We start from the raw sequence: 19,528 nt of genomic DNA on the forward strand, positions 1-19,528 counted from the left end.
TGTTGAATGTCTGTGAAAAGTTTGGGTAAAAAATTAATTCTTCTGGATCAGCTCTTGTGCCAGCTCCAGATAGGCCTGCGCGCCTTTGGAGGCACGATCGTACAACAACACCGGCATACCATAACTGGGCGCTTCGGCCAGGCGCACATTGCGCGGGATAATGGTCTGGTAGACTTTTTTGCCGAAATGGCTGACCAGTTGCGCCGACACCTGTTGCGCCAGCATATTGCGATTATCAAACATGGTACGCAACAGGCCTTCGATTTCCAGTATCGGGTTTAAGTGAGCGCGCACTTTCTTGATGGTATTGACCAGGTCTGACAAACCCTCCAGCGCATAGTACTCACATTGCATAGGGATCATGACCGAATCTGCGGCCGTTAAAGCGTTTACTGTCACCAAGTTAAGCGAGGGCGGACAGTCCAGTAACGCATAATCATAGCTGTCACCCAGCTTGAGCAGGGCGTTCTTTAAACGTGTCTCGCGCGCCATTTCATTGACCAGCTCGACCTCAGCACCTGCCAGATCACGATTGGAAGGGGCAACATCAAACTTTGCTGCTTCCGCATGCAGAATCACCTCTTGCAAGGTCTTATTGCCGATCAGCACCTGGTAGATACTATCTTTCAAATGTGTTTTGTCTATGCCGCTACCGGTACTGGCATTGCCTTGTGGATCAAGATCGACCAACAACACTTTTTTACCATGCTCGGCCAGGCTGGCAGCCAGATTCACGCAAGTAGTGGTTTTGCCCACGCCGCCTTTTTGGTTGGTGATCGCGATTATTTTCATTATGAATTCTCAAACACAATTAAATGTCTTTCCGCTTGCAGGTTAGGTACTTGCAAACGAATAATTTCGGTTGGGATGATACTCGCCAGTTGCAACTCATCATCAGGCACCACCCCCTTCATGGCTAACCAGCGCCCATGCGCAACAATCAGGTGCATGGTCAGGCGCCTAAATAGAGCGATATCTGAAAATGCCCGGGAAATAACCTGGTTAAAAGGCGAGGGTGGCAGGTACGCTTCTACGCGCCCGTGCACTACCTCTACATTACTCAAACCCAGTTCTGCTTTCACCTGGCGCATAAAGATGGCTTTTTTCTGCACGGTATCGATAGTGGTTACCTGCACATCCGGGCGGGTAATGGCAATAATCAGCCCAGGCAAACCTCCGCCACTACCAACATCCAGCAAACGACCGGATTGTATATGCGGCAATACACTCAGGCTATCCAGTATATGCAGGTTCACCATTTCCTGCGGGTCACGCACCGCAGTCAGGTTGTACACTTTATTCCATTTATGCAGTAACGATATATAGGCCAGGCATTGTGCCTGCATCTCCGCAGAGACAACAGACTCCAAACCCAGCGCCTGCACACCGGCGGCCAATTGTGATTCTAAAGTCATCATGCGGCGGCAATATCGCCAGCGTGGCTTTGCTTTTTCTGTTTGCGCTTGATATATACCAACAACAAAGAAATGGTGGCTGGCGTAATGCCCTGGATACGACTAGCCTGACCTACAGTCTCAGGTTGTTGCATCAGCAACTTCTGACGTGCCTCATTACTTAAACCATGCACATCATTGTAATTAATCACGTCACCCAGTTTTATATGCTCACTATTCTTCTGGCGCGCAATCTCTTCGTTTTGTCTATCTATATAGCCCTGGTATTTAGCAGCGATCTCCACCTGCTCCAGCACATCCTCTGTCAATATTTCCGGGGAGGGCACAATATCCAATAGCGATTGATATGTAATCTCTGGACGACGCAATAATTCGAACAGGGAATACTCGTGCTCCAACGCTTTACCAAAAACAGCTACCTGTGTTTCACGTGAAACAATCTTGTTTTGACTGCTGCTATTTACCTGACCGCCCTCTGGCTGCAAATAAGTATGCTTTAATCTTGCTTGTTCACGCTCAACCATTTCCTGTTTTTTACTAAAGGCTTCCCAGCGCGCATCATCCACCAGGCCCAATTTTCGGCCAATTTCGGTGAGTCGCATATCAGCGTTATCTTCACGCAACTGCAAACGATATTCCGCACGACTGGTGAACATACGATAAGGCTCACTCACTCCGGAGGTAATCAAGTCATCGACCAACACACCCAGGTATGCCTGCTCGCGGGAAGGGCACCAGCCATCTTTCTCTTGTGCGTACAGCGCCGCATTTGCGCCTGCCAGCAACCCTTGGGCAGCCGCCTCTTCATAACCAGTTGTACCATTGATCTGGCCTGCAAAAAACAAACCTTTAACAGTTTTAGTTTCCAGAGTCGATTTCAATCCTCTTGGATCATAGTAGTCATATTCTATGGCATATCCGGGGCGCAAAATATGTGCGCTCTCCAACCCACGGATGGAACGCACCAGCGATAACTGGATATCAAAAGGCAAACTGGTAGAAATCCCATTCGGGTATATCTCATGCGTCGTCAAACCCTCAGGCTCAAGAAATACCTGGTGTGAATCTTTATCTGCAAAACGGTGAATCTTGTCTTCAACAGAAGGGCAGTAACGTGGGCCCACCCCCTCAATCACGCCGGTATACATAGGCGAGCGATCCAGGCCACTGCGGATAATGTCATGCGTCTGCTGGTTTGTATGAGTGATCCAGCAAGGTAATTGCTGCGGATGCTGCGCCACATTACCCAAAAATGAGAACACCGGCACAGGTGTATCGCCAGGTTGCTCAGTCATGACACTGAAATTAATAGTGCGCCCATCAATGCGTGGCGGAGTACCCGTTTTAAGACGGCCAGCCGGGAGACCAATTTCACGCAATCTTGCAGCCAATGAAATAGCTGGCGGATCTCCGGCGCGCCCAGCACTGTAGTTCTGCAAACCGACATGTACCAAACCACCCAGGAAAGTACCCGCTGTCAACACCACAGCTTTGGAGTGGAAACGCAAACCGATCTGTGTCACCACACCGACTGCTTTTTCACCTTCCAGGATAATATCATCCACCGCTTGCTGAAACAGCCACAGATTAGGCTGATTTTCCAGCCGATAGCGTATGGCCGCCTTATACAGGATGCGATCGGCCTGCGCACGCGTGGCGCGCACGGCAGGGCCTTTGCTTGAATTCAGGATACGAAACTGGATACCACCAATATCAGTGGCAGCAGCCATGGCGCCGCCAAGTGCATCCACCTCTTTGACCAGATGCCCTTTACCAATACCACCAATGGAAGGGTTACACGACATCTGCCCCAATGTTTCGATGTTATGGGTCAGCAGCAAGGTTTTTTGACCCATACGCGCAGCAGCTAGCGCCGCTTCGGTACCGGCATGGCCGCCACCGACAACGATGACATCGAATTTATCAGGGAAATCCATCATAAAGTGATTGAACTATTTGATTTAAAAAGAGTTGTGATTTTAGCGTAAACTAGGCTGGTGGTCATTTTAATTCACACCTTAATCACATCTTAGTTACACTTGAGCAGCGTTTTAATACAAATTGATAACGGTTTAATACAAATCAATTACACGCAGGCCATAATTATTTAACATAAAAATACTAAAATTAGTCTCAATAATAACCAAGGAGCTCTTACCATGAAAATCAAAACAATAATTGCTGTATTCGGGGTAGTTTTTTCTGTGCATGCACTGGCAGACGTTACCAATGCTGAAAAACTGGTTTATAAATATACCAATATCGCGCACTCAGTAAACCCAACCTTTCAAGCCCCGTCTATCACTGACGGCAAGATATTCTTTAATCGCAAGTTTCAGACAGCTAGCGGTAGAGAAGCAGCTTGCGCGTCATGTCATACCAACAATCCGGCAAACGTTGGCAAGAACATCGTTACCAACAAGGAGATTCCTCCTTTAGCGCCACGCGTCAATACCAAACGCTTTACCGATATCGATAAAGTAGAGGAGGAATTTACCAAGCACTGCAACGATATTTTAGGTGCAGATTGTGCACCAGCTGAAAAAGCTAACTTTATTGCCTATTTACTGACTGAAACCAAGCCAACTAAATAATCAAGCCGAGTTAACAACCGGTATGTTGCGCTACGTATGGGATCCATTTATCCGGATCTTCCACTGGTCCCTAGTGGCGGCTTTCTCATATGCGTTTTATACCCATAGTTCCATGTGGGATAGACTGCACCATGCTTATGCAGGCTATGTAGCAGGCACCTTAATCGTTGCGCGTATTATTTGGGGCGTAGTCGCTACCGGCTACGCCAATTTCCAAAGCTTTCCGTTAAACCCCGTTTGGGCAATGAAGCATTTATTCAAACTGCTTAAAGGGACAGCCAGGCATTATGTTGGCCACAACCCTGTCGGTTCTATTGCAATCTACGCCATGCTGGGCTTAGGTATTTTGGCAGTGGGATCAGGCTGTATCGTTTATAACAGCGGCTGGGGATTTATTGATGACGATTTAGCCCAAGTGATTCATCACTACGTTACTTGGGCCTGGTTAGGGGTAGTTGTGATTCATGTCTTAGGCGTGTTGTTTGAAAGCTTTATTCATAAGGACAACTTGATCTGGGCCATGATTACCGGCAGCAAACGGGTGTGCAGCATTGATGAACGCTTCAGCCAAAGAAACACACCATTCCCCAGACGAAAAAAAACCCGCTAAGGCGGGTTTTTTATTTGCCTATACAAAAGCGGCTGAAAATCTCACCTAGTAAATCGTCAGGCGTGAACTCACCAGTGATCGAAGCCAGCGCCTCTTGTGCACCACGCAACTCTTCGGCAATCAACTCAGCAGCATGCATTTGTTGAGCTGCCTGCTGCAAATGTAACTCAACTTGCTGCAATGCCAGAAGGTGACGGGCACGCGCCATAAAAACACCTTCATTACCGGGTTGATAACCGACTATTTTCAGAAGCGTTTTTTGCAGGGCGTCGATACCTAGACCTGTCTTGGCTGATAAAAACAAGTGTGTCTCATTTTCTCGATTTTCGACACGCGATGTTTCACGTGAAACATCTATCTTATTATGCACCCAGATTTTTTCTACTTGCGCAGGCAACTGCTGCAAAATACCTGTTTCATAAGGCCCAATGCCATGCTGGCTATCGACCAACAGCAAGGCCACCTGTGCGGTTTCTATCGCCTTCCAGGTGCGCGCAATGCCTACTTGCTCAACAACATCCTCGGTGTCACGCAAGCCCGCTGTGTCTATGATATGTAAAGGCACACCTTCAATTTGAATCACACTTTTGATCGTATCGCGGGTAGTGCCGGCTATCGGCGTCACAATGGCAACGTCTTCGCCGGACAGTGCATTGAGCAAACTTGATTTACCGACATTAGGTTGCCCAATCAAGACGACATTCATGCCTTCGCGTAGCAGTGCACCCTGTTTTGCGCGTTGGTAGATTGTTTGCAAAGTTAGCTGATTGGCCCGCAGTTTTTCCAGCACACGGCCCTGACTGATAAAATCAATATCTTCTTCAGGGAAGTCTAAACAGGCTTCGACATACATGCGCAAGTCTATTAACTGCTGCAACAAGGCCTGGATAGCATGGGAAAACTCACCGGATAAGGAGCGCACCGCACTGCGTGCAGCTTCGGCTGTGGCTGCATTAATCAGGTCAGCGACTGCTTCAGCCTGCGCCAGGTCGAGTTTATCGTTCAGGTAGGCGCGTTGGGTAAACTCACCGGCAACTGCATGCCGTGCGCCACATTCAATACAGCGCGCCAACAGGATTTGCATGAGCGCAGTACCGCCATGCGCTTGTAGTTCCAGCACATCATCACCGGTATAAGAATGCGGGTTGGGGAAATAAATCGCGATACCACGATCAATCAGGCTGTCGTCCGCCTGGTAAAAAGGCAAATAAGCCGCATGCCGTGGGGCAGGGCAGTGACCGAGGACTTGCTCGGCAATTTGTTTAGCTAAAGGGCCGGATACTCGTACCACGCCGATGCCACCGGCACCAGGCGCGGTGGCAATCGCTGCTATCGTTTCAGTGGTTGCATGACCTGGCGCAGGATTGTGCTGCGCCAGGTCAGCCGGGTTAATATCACCCGATCGCTGACTATTTGCCATGTCCTTTTTTAGCAACCGCTTCTGCATGGATCATGCGGTTGATCGCCCATTGTTGCCAGATCGAAAGAATATTGTTCACCAACCAGTACAGCACCAGGCCGGCCGGGAAGAAGAAGAAGAACACACTAAACAGCACTGGCATGATTTTCATCACTTTGGCCTGAATCGGATCCGTAGGTGGTGGATTCAAGCTTGTTTGAATGATCATGGTGGCGCCCATCAGTATAGGCAGAATAAAGTATGGGTCTGTGGCTGACAAATCCTGGATCCAGCCAAAGAACGGCGCATGCCGTAATTGTACTGAACCCAGCAACACCCAATACAGTGAGATAAATACCGGAATCTGCACCAGGATAGGCAAGCAACCGCCCATAGGGTTGATTTTCTCGGTGCGGTACATCTCCATCATGGCTTGCTGAAGCTTTTGCTTGTCATCGCCAAACTTGTCTTTCAACGCCTGCATGCGCGGAGCCATTTCACGCAGGTGGGCCATATTACGGTAGCCGGAGGCAGACAGTTTGAAGAAAGCAGCTTTGATCAGCACTGTCAGGATAATGATGGCAATGCCCCAGTTTTTCACAAGGTCATAGATATGCGTGAGCAACCACATCAGCGGCTTGGCGATTATGGTCAGGATACCGTAATCAACCACGTACTCCATGCCCGGCGCGGCAGCTTCCAGATCATCTTGTTCCTGTGGACCACTGAATAACTTGGCATCTATGGTTTTAGTCGCACCAGCGGCAATCTCACCCACAGGCAAAATGGTGCCGATAGAGAAATCCTGTTCGCTGAGTTTTGTGGTGTAGAACTTACGCTCGGCTTTGGATTGTGGAATCCAGGCACTGACAAAATAATGTTGTACCAGGCCTACCCAGCCATCTTTGGCATTGATGGACACATCTTTTTTGGCCATTTCATCGAATTTGACCTTGTTGTATTTATCCGCTTCAGTGAAATAAGCACCACCGGTAAAGGTAGGCATCATTTTTGAGCCCTGGTTAGACTCGCTGTCATGGATGATCTGGTAATAAACAGAAGGCGAAATCGCTTTTTCGCTATTGTTTTTGATCTCGTAACGGACATCAATCTGGTATTCGCCACGGTGGAAGGTATAGATCTTATCGACCGCTACACCATTGGTTTCCGGTGCGGTTAAACGCACTTCCAGCGAGTTTTCACTCTCTTGCATCACATAACTAGTATTAGGCGCTGTAAACGTCTCGTAATGCGTAGGCAGACCATCGCCTTTCAGGCCGGTCTGTGCAACATACAACTTTTCCTTGCTCTGATCACTCATCAGCTCATAAGGGCCGGAGTTATCATCCGCTTTATGCTCCAGCAGAGATAATTGACGCAAGTCGCCACCCACAGTGTCGATCACAGCAGCATAACGATCTGTTTTGACAGAAATACGCTCGCCCTTTTTCAGGCTGAAACCACCATTTTCCAGCGGTTTATCAGCAGGCGCGCCTTGTGGCGTCGCAGCGGTTTGTACGGCTGGTGCCTCAGGTGCATGCTCTTTTTGCCAGGCATCCCAAAGCAGCATGATAGAAAAGGAAAAAATGACGAACAGAATTAAACGGCGAGTATCCATAAGGTTTCGTTTTTACAAGTCAAGGAAGAGGGTCCACACCACCAGGATGCCAGGGATGACAGCGGCCGATTCGGGCCAATGCCAGCCAGGAGCCTTTTACAGAGCCATAGCGCTGTAAAGCCTCGATCGCATAGTGTGAACAGGTTGGATGAAAACGACATTGACGCCCCAGCCAGGGACTCAAGCCCCACTGGTAACACTTTATCAAAGTAATCAGTAGCATTTTCATCAGCGTAATCAGGAAACTGTAGAAGGTTTTTTAAGCTTGCTCAGCAATACTGACAAATCACGTTGCACGGCTTGAAAATCCGCGTGTTGAAAAGTCTTGCGTACCTGAAGCACAACATCATAACCGCTTGTTGTTGAAGAAGGTTGATTTCTTAACAATTCGCGCAACACGCGCTTCATATAATTACGTCTCACCGCCAGTTTGGCAATTTTTTTCGGCACGACTAATCCATACCGATTGAGCGGTTGCTGGTTAGGTTTGATATTGGCGAGCAGCCATTCACCATATAAGCGTTTCCTGAAAGTAAAAACGGATGAAAATTCATCCGTTTTTCTAAGCTTATACAATGTCATGGCTGGTAGACTGTCATGCATTGGCAAAAGCAATGCAACGCCGGGATTACAGACCCAGGCGTTTACGGCCTTTAGCGCGACGGGCAGCAATCACTGCGCGGCCACCTTTGGTTTTCATACGCACAAGAAAGCCATGGGTACGTGCACGACGGGTTTTAGATGGTTGGTAGGTACGTTTCATTATTTAGCTCCTGCGCCAAGTAGGGAAATAAATCCCGACAATTAAAATCTGTTTCGGCCCGCTGATTTCGCAGCTGAAATTTGCCGATTTCAAAAACCCTTAATTAAACATGAATTCAGCTTGGTATGTCAATGATTTTTTTTATATTTATATAGTCTAAGGCTGTGGATAACTCTAGTTAAAACGTTTAAAATAACTCCAGTGAATCAGTCTATCTGACAGCTTTGATTCCCACTTCTGCCACTCTTTCCTGGCACATACGAATAAATAAACGCAAACTTCTCCCAGGCTAATAGGCCGGAGCAAGCATTTTGCATACTTTGAAAATACTGGAGCAATGGAAAATTTTTGGGCGCATTGTCTGCTGAAGTTCGAACAGGAACTATCCGCACAGCAATACAATACTTGGATTAAACCCCTGCGTGCACGCGTGAATGGTCAGGCTGTGCAAATTGTCGCGCCTAACAAGTTTGTCATGCAGTGGGTGAAAAGCAAGTTTTTTAACCGTATTGAAACCATTGCGCTCGAGTTATCCAATACAGTGGTGGTTGAGTTGATTGTCGATAGCAGCATTCTGCAAACAGAACCTGCGCTGACGAATACGGCTACAGCCAGTAATGGTCACTCGCCCAGCGGCAGTGCAGCGCCAGCTGAAAAAAGCCAGCCCAGGCAAAGCGAAAAGCCTGTTGAGAAAAAAACTTTTCCGACCCGCGCACCAGTTAAAAATATCAAAGCCGAAAAAAGTAGCGGGCTTAATAACAGCTTTCTGTTTGATAACTATGTCACCGGCCGTGCCAACCAGCTAGCCCGCGCTGCGGCGATACAAGTCGCTGGCAACCCAGGGCAGGCATATAACCCTTTGTTTATTTATGGCGGAGTGGGCCTGGGCAAGACGCATTTGCTGCAGGCGATTGGCAATGAGCTGAAAAAGATTAAACCAGAAGCCAATATCCGCTACCTGCATGCTGAACGTTATGTGTCTGACGTTGTGAAGGCTTATGAAAACAAGGCGTTTGATGAGTTTAAACAGCAATATCACTCGCTGGACTTGCTGCTGATCGATGACATTCAATTCTTTGCCAAAAAAACGCGTACGCAAGAAGAGTTCTTCTATGCCTTTAATACGCTGATTGAAGAAAAGAAGCAGATCGTCATTACCTGCGATACCTATCCTAAGGAAATCGTGGATATGGATGAACGCTTGCGCACACGTTTTAGCTGGGGCCTGACGGTCGCGGTTGAGCCACCAGAACTGGAAATGCGTGTTGCTATTCTGCGCAAAAAAGCCGAGACACTGAAGATCAATCTGCATGAAGATGTGGCGTTTTTTGTCGCCAAGCAGATCCGCTCCAGTGTACGTGAGCTAGAGGGCGCCCTGAACCGTATTATCGCTATGGCCAACTTTACCGGGCATGCTATTGATGTGCACTTGGCTAAAGATGCCTTACGTGATTTGATTGCTGTGCGCGGTCGCCAGATCACGATTGAGAATATCCAAAAAACCGTGGCTGATTATTACAAGATCAAAGTCAGTGATATGTTCAGTAAAAAGCGTTCACGTAATGTCGCCAGGCCACGCCAGGTGGCTATGGCACTGGCAAGAGAATTAACCAACCATAGCTTTCCCGAAATCGGTGAAGCCTTTGGCGGACGTCACCATACGACGGTGATGCATGCCTGTGATGAAATCGAACAACATCGTTTAAATGACCAGACGCTCGCGCGCGATATTGGTTTTTTAACACAGGTGATTAGAGATTAGTATTAAGGATTAACGCTAGAAAATGCAAAAACAAAAGCTGTGGATAAGGTGCGAATGAAGTGTGCTTAAATATTGCGTATAGACAGGATAAAATCGGTTTACAATATCAGCCACAAACTATGCATGTTTAAATCGCAATTTATACACAAGTTAAATGGGTAGCAAGTAACTGAATATAAAAGGTTTTTTTAGTTACCCACAAATAAATGCTACATTACTATTAATCTTATCTTTTATATATTGAAATAAAGTTATTAATCAGGTCAGGCCATGCAAATCAAAATCAGTCGTGAAGTATTGCTTAAACCACTTAACAATGTCACCGGAATCGTTGAACGCAGACATACGTTACCTATTCTTTCCAATTTGTTGATTAACATCAAACAACAGGAAATGCATTTGACAGCGACAGATCTGGAAATGCAGATTTCACTGAAAGTGAATAGTGGCGTAGAAGGTGAACTGAGCACGACGATTTCTGCTAAAAAATTACTGGATATCTGTCGTTCATTGCCTGAGAACACGGCAATCGAAATGAACAACCAGGATAACCGCATCACGTTGAAAGCAGGCAAAAGCCGGTTTAACCTGCAAACACTGCCGTCTGCCGATTACCCATTGATGAGTAAAGCCAGCGGCCAGAACATCAGCTTCAGCCTGGCGCAATCAGAATTGAAACGCCTGTTGAAACAGGTTGAATTCGCCATGGCGCAACAGGATATCCGCTATTACCTGAATGGTTTGCTGCTTGAAGTACAAGGCAACCAGCTACATGTAGTGGGTACTGATGGGCACCGTTTAAGCTACACCAATACCACGCTGGATAAAGATTTTGAAAAAACAGAAGTCATCCTGCCACGCAAAACCGTGCTGGAACTGACAAAACTGCTGGATGATCAATCTGATTCACCTGTGGTGATTGATTTATTGAATGGCCAGGTCAGTTTTGAATTCGGTGATATTCAACTGATCAGTAAAGTGATCGATGGTAAATTCCCTGATTACAACCGTGTGATTCCAAATGGTCACCAAAACACGTTTGAAGTGAATCGCCAGGAGATTTTGAGTGCATTGCAACGTGCCTCAATTTTGTCTAACGAGAAATATCGCAGTATCCGCATGGTGATCACTGATGGCCAACTCAAGCTGATCAGCACCAACACCGAGCAAGAAGAAGCCGAAGAAGAACTCGATATCAATTACAGCAAAGCTGCACTGGATATAGGCTTTAACGTCACCTACCTGATTGATGTACTCAATAACCTCGGCGATGAAAATATCCAGTTTGCGTTTGCCGATGCCAACAGTAGTTGCCTGATCACGACAGCGAGCGATGCCAACTATAAATACGTTGTGATGCCAATGCGCATATAATGCAAGGTTACCGTGTTTCACGTGAAACACGGTCGCTATTGGTTTCAGTCGTTTTTTAATCTTATTAAAGAAACTTTTGTTATGGCACAGCCACAAGAATATAACTCAGACAGTATCAAGATTTTAGAAGGTTTGGATGCAGTACGTAAGCGTCCAGGCATGTATATCGGTGACACGTCAGACGGTTCAGGCTTGCACCATATGGTGTTCGAAGTACTGGATAATGCGATTGATGAAGCCTTGGCTGGTCATTGCGATGATATTAAAGTCATTATCCATCCGGATAACTCCATCAGTATTTCCGATAACGGCCGCGGCATTCCAACCGATGTCAAAGACGACGATAAACACGAGCCCAAGCGTTCAGCGGCTGAAATCGTCATGACTGAGCTGCATGCTGGTGGTAAGTTCGATCAGAACTCCTACAAGGTATCTGGCGGCCTGCATGGTGTGGGTGTGTCTGTGGTGAATGCCTTGTCCGATTGGCTGAGACTGAAGATCTACCGCAAAGGCCAAGTGCACCAGATGGAATTCCACCGAGGCGTGCCACAAGCGCCGTTAGCGGTGACCGGCACTACCGATAAAAAGGGCACAGAAGTGCACTTCCTGGCCTCTGTAGATACATTTGTGCTGGTTGAATACCACTTTGAGATCCTGGCCAAACGTATCCGTGAACTGTCTTTCCTGAATAACGGCGTCAAGATCGAGTTGATCGACCAGCGCACCGGCAAGTCAGAAAACTTTGCTTTCAGCGGCGGCATCAAAGGTTTTGTGGAATACATGAACCGCAGCAAAACCGTATTGCACCCAAAAGTGTTTTACGCTGTGAGTGAAAAAGACAATATGACGGTTGAAGTTGCCATGCAATGGAACGACAGCTACTCAGAAACCGTACAGTGTTTCACCAACAATATCCCGCAACGTGATGGCGGTACCCATTTAACCGGTTTGCGCACAGCGATGACGCGTACGCTGAACCAGTATATCGAGCAAAACGAATTCGCGAAAAAAGCCAAAGTGGAAACCACTGGCGACGATATGCGTGAAGGCATCACATGTGTGTTGTCAGTCAAGGTACCGGATCCGAAGTTCTCCTCACAGACCAAAGACAAACTGGTTTCCAGTGAAGTGCAACCGGTAGTGTCTGAAATCGTGTCGGCTAAACTGGCCGAATTTTTGGCTGAAAACCCTATCGATGCGAAAATCGTCTGCGGCAAAATCGTAGAAGCTGCCCGTGCGCGCGAAGCTGCCCGTAAGGCGCGTGAAATCACCCGTCGTAAAGGCGTGATGGACACCATGGGTTTGCCGGGAAAACTGGCTGATTGCCAGGAAAAAGACCCGGCACTCTGTGAAATCTACCTGGTCGAGGGTGACTCCGCGGGCGGTTCAGCCAAACAAGGCCGTGACCGTAAAAACCAGGCCATCCTGCCACTCAAAGGTAAGATTCTTAACGTAGAAAAAGCCCGCTTTGACAAACTGTTAGGCTCGCAAGAAATTGCGACACTGATCACCGCGTTAGGCACAAGCATAGGCAAAGCGGATTTCAATGTTGAGAAACTGCGTTATCACCGCATCATCATCATGACCGATGCCGACGTCGATGGTGCGCACATCCGTACTTTGCTGCTGACTTTCTTCTACCGTCAGATGCCTGAGCTGGTTGAACGCGGCCATATCTACATTGCGCAGCCACCACTCTACAAAGTGAAACAGGGCCGTGATGAACGTTACCTGAAAGACGAACACGAACTGGACGAGTACCTGCTGAATTCAGCCTTAAAGGGTGCCGAACTGCTGACGCGTGAAGGCGGTAATGTCTTGAAGGATGACGCCCTGAACAGCATTGCCAAACAAATGGTGCTGACAGAAGCCGTGATCCGCCGTATTGCCAATCTGTATGACGAAAGCGTGTTGCGTGCGATTCAAGACTTGGGTGACCTGGAACTGAATACAGAAGCCGCAGCCAATGCCGCAGCTGAAAAATTGCGTCCTATCCTGGGTGCGATCGGTTCTGAAGTGATCGTGGCGCAGGATACCGAAACCAGTGCTTATCGCCTGGAAGTGAATAAATACGTACACGGCAACTTGCAAAGCTGCGTCATTGACGCTGAGTTCTTAAGCAGCGGCGATTACCGTCAGATCAACCGCACCTCACAAATGGTCAACAACCTGCTGGGTGAAGGGGCTTTGATCAAACGTGGTGAGAAAGAGCAAAAGGTCAGCACTTTCAAACAGGCACTGGATTGGTTGTTAGGCGAAGCCAGACATAACCTGAATATTCAGCGCTATAAAGGTTTGGGCGAGATGAACCCGGAACAATTGTGGGAAACCACCATGGATCCTAAAGTACGTCGCCTGCTGAAAGTGCAAATTGATGATGCGATCAGCGCCGACGAGATTTTCACCACCCTGATGGGCGATAACGTGGAACCACGCCGCGCATTTATTGAAAGCAATGCACTCAGTGTGAGTTCGCTGGATATTTAAATTCACATGTAGGTTCGCAGAAATAGTGAAAACTTTCGCACAATTGTGAAAACTCAGTTGTGCGAATTTTTTTGAAAATTATGGATATAAAGGCTTTTAAAAAATTGGGTTGCAAAAAAAGCTTCCTATATAAGAAATAATACAATATTTATATAACTAAATTTCCTTTTAAAACAATAAGTTAATCAACATTTTTGTTGAGAAAATAATCCCGGTGATGTAATCTTTCTATTCGAAGATTATTAAATCCGGGATTTTTTTTGAGCCCTTTCGCTGCACATCTTTATCAACTTCGCCAAAGACTTAAATTAAGTCAGCGAGAGCTTGCTGTGCATGTAGGTTACGAGCAAGGGCTGATCTCTGCGCTGGAGTTGGATAAGAAATCCCCAACGGATGAGTTTGTAGAAAAGTTAGTACGAAAATTCAACTTGAGCTTGGTTGACGCTGAGGAGCTGAGAAAGCTCGCTAAGGTTTCTCAACGTAAACTTGTTATTCCACCACAAACACCACCAGAAACATTCCATATGCTGCATCGCTTATGGAGTGCCTTACCAGAACTCCAATCATCCGAGATACGCATTTTTGAAGAGTTACTGAGTTTGCGAGAGCAAAGAAGTCTTGCTTTGAAAAGGGGAGCGGAAGTGACTAACAGGCTTTGCATGACACCGCATTGTCAATCAGCATCAATACCACTATAATTGAGAATGATTCCTATCTAATTATACGCCGGACGCTGCTTTGATTCGAGAGCTTCACCAAGAAATTCACACGCTCTATGTGACGCATCATAGCTGGCTGTTGAAATGGCTAAAGCGCCGGACAAACTGCATGCACCATGCGAGCGATCTGGCGCAAGACACTTTTCTACGCGTGATCGACAACCCTCAAAAACTGGTCAATCACACTGAACCCAGAGCGCTTTTAAGCACGATTGCGCATGGCTTGATGGTTGACCACATCCGCAGGAAGCAACTAGAGCAAGCTTATCTTGAATCAATCGCCCATCTGTCCAGTGATCACCTTGAGTCGCATGAGTATCGTATGATGGTGATTGAGAGCCTGATGCAGTTTGATGCATTGTTTGATGGGCTCAATGCAAATATCAGAAGCGTATTTTTGTTGTCGAAACTAGAGGGTTATACCTACCCTGAGATCGCTGATATTCTCGGTGTATCTCTACGAACCGTTGAAAATCATATGGCCCAGGCGCTTAGGCATTTTCTTGCTAACGCCTAGAAGATTCATGTAGTCTTACGCACTCCTCCATTGGTTAAACTCCCCCTTGAAAAATAGCGCACTTTCTTCTGCTGAAGTCCCGTCTGAAAAAGTCATTCCCCAGAATGTGAACGAGGAGTTGATTTCCTGGACGGTAAAACTCAGCTCGGGTAGTGCAAAAGAAGAGGATAAAGCCGCTTTCATTCGCTGGCGTCAATCTGACCCACTGCACGAAAAAGCCTGGCTCAAACTTCAGTCTATACATGCAAAATTTGAACGCGTTGATAAAGAGGCAGCACCATTTTTAGCAGGCACCATGGATCTGGCCGATAAGAAAAAAACAGCCAGCGAACAACGACGCAAACAGCTCAAGCTGCTTGGTTTGGCTGCGTTTACCCTTATAGGCAGTAGTATTTTGGTGACTAGCTATGCACCAGGATTAAAAGATCAGTCCTATGTCGCTGCTGTAGGCAAAAAAGAGACTGTGTTGCTGAGTGACGGTACCAGGCTGGTTTTAAATACAAATACTAAAATCGATGTTAAATATACTTTCTTCAAACGAGAAGTCGTCATGCAGCAGGGTGAAGTTTATGTTGATACCGGTGATGATAAAGAATCCTTGATCGGGCGCCGCTCTTTCTGGGTCACAACCAAACAAGCAGGGCTGGAAGCGATAGGGACACGCTTTGCAGTGAAACAATCTATAAATGCTACAAGGCTGCATGTCGCAGAGGGCATCGTCGCGATACACATCGCTAATAATCATCCTGTCAGCGCGTATGCCAATGAAACCTACACCATCACAGATGCAAAACACTTGCCTGTCAAAGCGAATGCTTTGACTATGGACCCGGTAGGCTGGGTTGATAATGTGCTGGTTGCCAGACAAATGCGTTTGGAGGACTTTGCGGCTGAGCTTTCAAACTATAGTCGTCACCCAATTTACTGTGACGCCAACGCTAAAGACCTCAAGGTTTCCGGGATTTACCAGCTAGATCCAACTGAGCCGGTTGCGCCTATCCTCAACGTCATTGTCAGGACATTCCCAGTGAAACTGGCTCAGCAAAAAGATGATTCCATCCTTATTGTTGGTCAATAAAAATAATTCAGTCAACGTGCGGTTTTTTCCTGAGCTATTCGGTAAGTAAACATTACTACGAAATCTCAAGGGAATCTTTAATGTCGCGCAGTACCAGTCATCGCATGGCCCTGGCCATTCAAACACTTTTTTTAAGCACAGTGATAGGCGTGGTCTCTACCCAGACTATCGCTCAGGTGCATGCTGCTGAGCTTGAGCGCGTCGCTTATGATGTCCCTGCCGGAAGCCTGGAGGATGCGCTTTACGCCTTCGCCAAGCAATCCGGTGTCACCATCTCTTTCAAATCAGATTTGGTGAAAGGCAAGACTGCCCAGGCTTACAAGGGGTCCGCGACCAAAAACGAGGTGCTGGATAGCCTGCTTAAAGGGACTGGACTAACACCTGAAATCAAGGATGGCGCCGTGGTCATCAAACAGGGTGCAGGTTCAAACTCAAGTTCAGGCGCAGGTCACGCAGATACTTTACCTGAGGTGAAAGTCACGGATAAAAAGGATGATGACTCAGGCATACACAGCTATCACGCAACGACTTCTCAATCCGCGACCAAAACGGAAGCGTCTTTAAATAAAACACCACAATCTGTTTCTGTGGTTGGTGCAGACCAGATACGTGATCAAGGTGCCCAGGCTTTATCAGAAGCTTTGCGCAGTGTTGCGGGCCTGGACGCAGGACAACGTGGCAGACGCGGGTTTGATGACCTGTCTGTCAGGGGCTTTGTACAGAGCTCGTATTTACTACGGGATGGCATGCGGGTCGATAATGACTTGTGGGTTCAAAATGAAGTGTTTGGCCTGGAAAAGATAGAAGTCTCTAAAGGGCCTGGTTCGGTGCTATATGGGCAAATACCGGCAGGTGGCGTTGTCAATCTGATCACCAAGCGACCAACCAGTAAACCGCTGGCCGAAGTGGGTGTGGGCTATGGTAACTATGCGCAGAAGCGGCTAACGGCGGATTTTTCTGATGCGCTCAATGAAGCTGGTACGGTGAAGTATAGACTGACGGCCATTTCCTCTGCCAGTGACGACCAGGTTGATTTCGTAGACAGGCAAAGGTTTTATATTGCGCCCACCTTATCTTGGGACATTAGCGATAATACTTCCATCACATTACTAGCCAACTATCAAAAAGATGACTACATACGTGTGTTTGGTTTACCCGCATTAGGCACAGTGTTACCGAATGCCAACGGCAAACTTTCATATAGCACTTTTACCGGTGTACCTGGATTTGACAATATCACCAGAAAAAGCAGCCAGGTCGGCTACTTTTTTGAACACAAATTCAACGAAAACGTCACCTTCAAGCAGAATCTGCGCTATATCCATTACACGCTGGATGGCGCATTTACCAGTGTCACTGCACTCGCAGCAAACCAGCGCAATCTCTCGCGCTCCGGCAGCCTTCAGGATATTGATGGAAAAATCCTCACCATTGATAACCAGCTGGGGTTTAAATTTGATACTGGCGAAGTGCGTCATCATGCTCTGGTGGGTGTGGACCGTTTTAAGTTTGATAGCCATCGCTATTTAAGCTCCAGAACCATGACGCCAAACTTCATTAATATCTACAATCCAAACTATGCCATGCCCGCCCTGGGGCCTGAAGTGACTAACAACCTGAGCAGTAACGATGAGCTGGTACAAACCGGCTTTTATGTGCAGGACCAGTTGGCCTATGGCAATTGGAACCTGATTGCTGGTTTACGCTATGACAAATCTAACCTGGATGAGAACAGGGTCACTGGTGTACGTACGCTGACCAATACGCATGCGACAACAGGCAGGTTAGGGTTGTTGTACGCTTTTGAATCAGGTTTTTCACCTTTTATCAGCTACAGCGAATCATTTTTGCCAGTCACGGGTACTACTCAATCCGGGGGCTCACTTGATCCTGAAACAGGCGAACAACGGGAAGTCGGCCTGAAATATGAATCACCGGATCAGCGCTATGGCGCCACACTGGCTGCTTTTGATATTCAGCGACAAAACGTGACTACCACTGTGACGGATGCTTCTGGCACCTATAACGTTCAAGTGGGCGAGCAGCGTCACAAAGGTTTTGAATTTGAAAGCAGCGGGCAGGTGACTGACAGGCTCAAAGCGATCATTACCTACACTTATATTGATGCAGAAGTCGCGAAAAGTACGCAGGGAAATGCAGGTTTGCGGCCTATCCAGGTGCCAAAAAACATGGCCAATATTTGGCTTACCTATGACTTTAATACTTGGATATCCGGGTTAAGCGTGGGCGGCGGCGCTCGCTATATAGGCGAGCAGGCGGGTAATAACCTCAACACTTTCAACGTGCCGCACTATACTGTCTACGACGCAGCCATTTACTACACCACAGGCCCATGGAGATTTGCCTTGAATGGGCGCAACCTGCAAAACAAAAACTATATCGCCTCGTGCTTTCCGACTAACTTTACCACAGCAGTGAACAATGCCACCTGCGGTGCAGGCGATCCAAAAATGCTGTTTTTAACGGCTAATTATTCGTTTAAATAAATATGACTTCATCCACCATTCCACATAAAACTAAAAGATTGCCTGGCAAAACCGGGCAACGCTCTCGCCGCAGCACGTTCTTAAAATGGTTGCGTGATATCCACGGCTGGCTAGGCCTGTGGGGGGCGATCCTTGGTTTACTGTTTGGTGTGACTGGCATCATTCATAATCACCGCACAGTTTTAAAGATCGAGTTAGAGAAACCAACGTCTAACCAGATTCAAATGGTCGTCCCAGAAGTCGCCATGAAAAACCCTGAAGCGATGGGCGTCTGGTTGCGTCATGAGCTATCCATGGACAGGGCGCCCCGTATCAAAAAAGACAAGGCTGAGACTGTTTCATGGAGTGGCCAGGACGTAAAACAGCCCGAACATTGGGATATTCGTTTTGTGGCGCCTCAATATAAAGTCGTCGCTGAGTACTGGGTGGGCGCAAATATGGTGACGGTCAAACGCACTGACGAAACATGGGTGGGTGCACTGAATAATTTCCATAGAGCGAACGGGGCAGGGGTGGGCTGGGTTTTGCTGGCTGACAGTATAGGCGGCAGCATGATTTTGCTATCCCTGACCGGCATCTTGCTGTGGACAGAGCTGAACCGCAGGAAAACAGTGGGTGCGATTATCTTTATAACCTCTATTGCAGCCATCATCGGCATTGCCATGCAGACCATGTTTGCCTAGCG

Annotated in this window: 18 protein-coding genes; 10 read left to right on the forward strand and 8 right to left on the reverse strand. The window is 47.4% G+C overall.

The features are described 5' to 3' along the window. Nucleotides 1-33: 33 nt before the first annotated feature. From ACSSVF_RS04050 to mnmG, 3 genes are read right to left on the reverse strand one after another with little or no spacing between them, the layout of a single operon-like run. On the reverse strand, nucleotides 34-792 hold the full coding sequence (locus tag ACSSVF_RS04050) for a ParA family protein (RefSeq protein ID WP_492405671.1): 759 nt from the start codon (nucleotides 790-792) through the stop codon (nucleotides 34-36). After that, on the reverse strand, nucleotides 792-1,415 hold the full coding sequence (rsmG, locus tag ACSSVF_RS04055) for a 16S rRNA (guanine(527)-N(7))-methyltransferase RsmG (RefSeq protein WP_492406302.1): 624 nt from the start codon (nucleotides 1,413-1,415) through the stop codon (nucleotides 792-794). The genes ACSSVF_RS04050 and rsmG overlap by 1 nt, the downstream gene beginning before the upstream one ends. Continuing rightward, nucleotides 1,415-3,352 carry a tRNA uridine-5-carboxymethylaminomethyl(34) synthesis enzyme MnmG gene (gene mnmG, locus ACSSVF_RS04060; protein WP_492406303.1) on the reverse strand — a complete coding sequence of 646 codons (1,938 nt, stop codon included), beginning with the start codon at nucleotides 3,350-3,352 and terminating at the stop codon, nucleotides 1,415-1,417. The genes rsmG and mnmG overlap by 1 nt, the downstream gene beginning before the upstream one ends. A gap of 222 nt (nucleotides 3,353-3,574) precedes the next feature. Between mnmG and cycA the strand changes: the two genes are divergently transcribed. Next, a complete protein-coding gene (gene cycA / locus ACSSVF_RS04065) occupies nucleotides 3,575-4,009 on the forward strand; it encodes a cytochrome c'' (RefSeq protein WP_492405673.1) in 435 nt (144 codons plus the stop codon). Between the two features lie 22 nt (nucleotides 4,010-4,031). Continuing rightward, nucleotides 4,032-4,619 (forward strand): cytochrome b/b6 domain-containing protein, encoded by a 588-nt coding sequence (locus ACSSVF_RS04070; protein ID WP_492405675.1) that lies wholly within the window; start codon nucleotides 4,032-4,034, stop codon nucleotides 4,617-4,619. 10 nt (nucleotides 4,620-4,629) lie between these two features. Here ACSSVF_RS04070 and mnmE read toward each other — a convergent pair whose 3' ends face one another. Genes mnmE through rpmH form a run of 5 tightly spaced genes read right to left on the reverse strand, consistent with a single transcriptional unit; the run spans nucleotide 4,630 to nucleotide 8,399 of the window. Further along, nucleotides 4,630-6,039 carry a tRNA uridine-5-carboxymethylaminomethyl(34) synthesis GTPase MnmE gene (gene mnmE, locus ACSSVF_RS04075; protein WP_492405676.1) on the reverse strand — a complete coding sequence of 470 codons (1,410 nt, stop codon included), beginning with the start codon at nucleotides 6,037-6,039 and terminating at the stop codon, nucleotides 4,630-4,632. Then, on the reverse strand, nucleotides 6,029-7,636 hold the full coding sequence (yidC, locus tag ACSSVF_RS04080; protein WP_492405678.1) for a membrane protein insertase YidC: 1,608 nt from the start codon (nucleotides 7,634-7,636) through the stop codon (nucleotides 6,029-6,031). The genes mnmE and yidC overlap by 11 nt, the downstream gene beginning before the upstream one ends. A 19-nt stretch (nucleotides 7,637-7,655) precedes the next feature. Further along, complete coding sequence (gene yidD / locus ACSSVF_RS04085) at nucleotides 7,656-7,865, reverse strand: membrane protein insertion efficiency factor YidD (protein ID WP_492405680.1); 210 nt, start codon at nucleotides 7,863-7,865, stop codon at nucleotides 7,656-7,658. 8 nt (nucleotides 7,866-7,873) lie between these two features. After that, complete coding sequence (gene rnpA, locus ACSSVF_RS04090; protein ID WP_492405681.1) at nucleotides 7,874-8,308, reverse strand: ribonuclease P protein component; 435 nt, start codon at nucleotides 8,306-8,308, stop codon at nucleotides 7,874-7,876. After that, nucleotides 8,265-8,399 carry a 50S ribosomal protein L34 gene (gene rpmH, locus ACSSVF_RS04095; protein WP_018987191.1) on the reverse strand — a complete coding sequence of 45 codons (135 nt, stop codon included), beginning with the start codon at nucleotides 8,397-8,399 and terminating at the stop codon, nucleotides 8,265-8,267. Before rpmH ends, rnpA begins: the two co-directional genes overlap by 44 nt. Before the next feature lie 337 nt (nucleotides 8,400-8,736). Between rpmH and dnaA the strand changes: the two genes are divergently transcribed. The 8 genes from dnaA to ACSSVF_RS04135 all read left to right on the forward strand — a co-directional run bounded on the left by dnaA (nucleotide 8,737) and on the right by ACSSVF_RS04135 (nucleotide 19,526). Beyond that, a complete protein-coding gene (gene dnaA, locus ACSSVF_RS04100) occupies nucleotides 8,737-10,161 on the forward strand; it encodes a chromosomal replication initiator protein DnaA (RefSeq protein WP_492405684.1) in 1,425 nt (474 codons plus the stop codon). Between the two features lie 270 nt (nucleotides 10,162-10,431). Further along, nucleotides 10,432-11,535, forward strand: a complete 1,104-nt coding sequence (gene dnaN / locus ACSSVF_RS04105) for a DNA polymerase III subunit beta (protein WP_492405685.1) — start codon at nucleotides 10,432-10,434, stop codon at nucleotides 11,533-11,535. Nucleotides 11,536-11,616: 81 nt separating this feature from the next. Continuing rightward, nucleotides 11,617-14,022 carry a DNA topoisomerase (ATP-hydrolyzing) subunit B gene (gyrB, locus tag ACSSVF_RS04110; RefSeq protein ID WP_492405686.1) on the forward strand — a complete coding sequence of 802 codons (2,406 nt, stop codon included), beginning with the start codon at nucleotides 11,617-11,619 and terminating at the stop codon, nucleotides 14,020-14,022. 260 nt (nucleotides 14,023-14,282) lie between these two features. Next, a complete protein-coding gene (locus ACSSVF_RS04115) occupies nucleotides 14,283-14,720 on the forward strand; it encodes a helix-turn-helix domain-containing protein (protein WP_492405688.1) in 438 nt (145 codons plus the stop codon). 40 nt (nucleotides 14,721-14,760) lie between these two features. Beyond that, the gene (locus ACSSVF_RS04120) at nucleotides 14,761-15,258 is read left to right on the forward strand and encodes a sigma-70 family RNA polymerase sigma factor (RefSeq protein WP_492405690.1); all 498 of its coding nucleotides are present in this window, start codon (nucleotides 14,761-14,763) and stop codon (nucleotides 15,256-15,258) included. Nucleotides 15,259-15,304: 46 nt separating this feature from the next. Then, the gene (locus ACSSVF_RS04125; RefSeq protein ID WP_492405692.1) at nucleotides 15,305-16,336 is read left to right on the forward strand and encodes a FecR family protein; all 1,032 of its coding nucleotides are present in this window, start codon (nucleotides 15,305-15,307) and stop codon (nucleotides 16,334-16,336) included. Nucleotides 16,337-16,416: 80 nt separating this feature from the next. Further along, entirely contained in the window at nucleotides 16,417-18,843 is a 2,427-nt protein-coding gene (locus ACSSVF_RS04130; RefSeq protein ID WP_492405694.1) for a TonB-dependent siderophore receptor, read from the forward strand. A gap of 2 nt (nucleotides 18,844-18,845) precedes the next feature. Next, nucleotides 18,846-19,526, forward strand: coding sequence for a PepSY-associated TM helix domain-containing protein (locus ACSSVF_RS04135; RefSeq protein ID WP_492405696.1), 681 nt, complete (start codon nucleotides 18,846-18,848; stop codon nucleotides 19,524-19,526). Nucleotides 19,527-19,528: the final 2 nt, after the last annotated feature.

This window comes from Methylophilus sp. E2MeOHC9, from assembly GCF_058744375.1.